Below are 1,449 nucleotides of genomic sequence, written 5' to 3'. Positions count from 1 at the left end.
CCCGCGCCGTACACCCGGAACGCTGGTCAGGTCAGACCCGCGACTGGCAGCCCATCGGCTCGGTCTGGCTTAACCCCGAGCGACCCGATGCCGGGCGCAGAGGCCATGGGGCTGCCGACGCGCTCCCCCATGAAGCTGGCGGCGGCGGCCCCATGGCCGGCCCAGCCGAGAACGCAGCGTGAAAACGAGTGCAGGCGACAACTACCTTGACGAACACCGCCACTCCACAACACCAGATTTTCGACGACGTGTAACTACACGTGTTGCGCCGCTTCATACACCTAACCCACTGAAAAGACTCGCGCGCGCCAGGCTAAACACCTTATTTTCCGGAAGATTCTGTCGAACTTCGGAAGAACAGCCGCCGCGTCGCCACCCGCTACGACAAGACCGTCGAAAGCTTCCTCGGCTTCGTCGACGTCGCCTGCATCCGCCTCTGGACACAACGTTCTGTCAACACGGCCTAGACCGATCGCAGAGCCCCCTATCGCAGTCAGCACCGCACCGCACTGGGCTTGGCCTCGCGTCTCATTTTAAGCTAAAGCGCTTCAAAAATCGGTATATGGACGCAGGACTCCTGCCGTACGACTGGACGTTTTGCACTGGCTCGGCCAGGAGCGCTGGCGTACGCCCCAAAATCCTTTCCGTGGAGATGCATTCCACCGACCGCGGATTCTCTTCGCATCTGTCATTGCATCAAGAGCCCTTCGGCCTCGCACGCACCAATCGAACACACTATGCGCAGACCGGCACTAGACGGGCGACCATCCTTTTACACGCCCGGTATTCCGCTTCCTCCTCGGACAGTCGGGTTGGCGTCTCAAAGCCCTGATCTTGGAGAATGCGAAGCTTGCGAAAGTTCTAGCCGCCGGAGTTCTCGGCAACCAGCTCCCAGAGGTTAGCGCTAAGCGATCTCTTAGACCGCCAAATCGAAACTAACCGTCCCCAGCCTGTCAACGGCGGAGTAAAAACCGGCCACGCGGCGGCGCAAAACCAGGCCAGCGACAGGGCGCCAAGCGCCATGGCGCGCGCGCTTGCCGCATAGCTGGCGCGTGCCATGGCGCATTGGCCCGCAGGGCCAATCCTGTGGCGGGTGATCAGGTTCTGGCTTGGGCCTTTCGGGCGCGGCTTTGGCCGAGCCGATAGCTGTCGCCGTTCATCTCGAGGATGTTGACGTGGTGTGTCAGCCTGTCGAGCAGTGCGCCGGTCAGGCGTTCGGTGCCGAAGGTTTCGGTCCATTCGTCGAACGGCAGGTTGCTGGTGATCATCGTGGAGCCGCGCTCATAGCGCTGCGAGATCAGCTCGAACAAGAGCTCTGCGCCGGTCTTGCTCAGCGGCACGAAGCCCAGTTCGTCGATGATGAGCAGCTTGACGGCGGCCTGCTGCTTTTGCAGGCGGAGCAGACGGCGCTCGTCGCGCGCCTCCATCAGCTCGTTGACTAGGGTCGCG

2 protein-coding genes and 1 pseudogene are annotated in these 1,449 nt (G+C 62.0%); 2 read left to right on the top strand and 1 reads right to left on the bottom strand.

Going from position 1 to position 1,449, the window contains the following annotated elements; all coding sequences use genetic code 11:
* Together JSE7799_RS21340 and JSE7799_RS19845 are read left to right on the top strand one after the other, a co-directional pair.
* Positions 1–182 (top strand): hypothetical protein (locus tag JSE7799_RS21340; protein WP_144431665.1); only part of this gene is annotated, 182 nt, incomplete at its 5' end.
* Positions 183–353: 171 nt separating this feature from the next.
* Positions 354–467 (top strand): annotated as a pseudogene (locus JSE7799_RS19845) (IS5/IS1182 family transposase); the annotation flags it as partial.
* A gap of 630 nt (positions 468–1,097) precedes the next feature.
* On the opposite strand, the gene JSE7799_RS11035 reads toward JSE7799_RS19845, so the two are convergent.
* Positions 1,098–1,449 (bottom strand): ATP-binding protein (locus JSE7799_RS11035; protein WP_144431664.1); only part of this gene is annotated, 352 nt, incomplete at its 5' end.

It is taken from the genome of Jannaschia seosinensis (genome assembly GCF_001408515.1).
Taxonomy (GTDB): Bacteria; Pseudomonadota; Alphaproteobacteria; order Rhodobacterales; family Rhodobacteraceae; genus Jannaschia; species Jannaschia seosinensis.
Note: the sequence above shows the minus strand (reverse complement) of the source record. Positions and strands in the feature narration are given on the sequence as shown.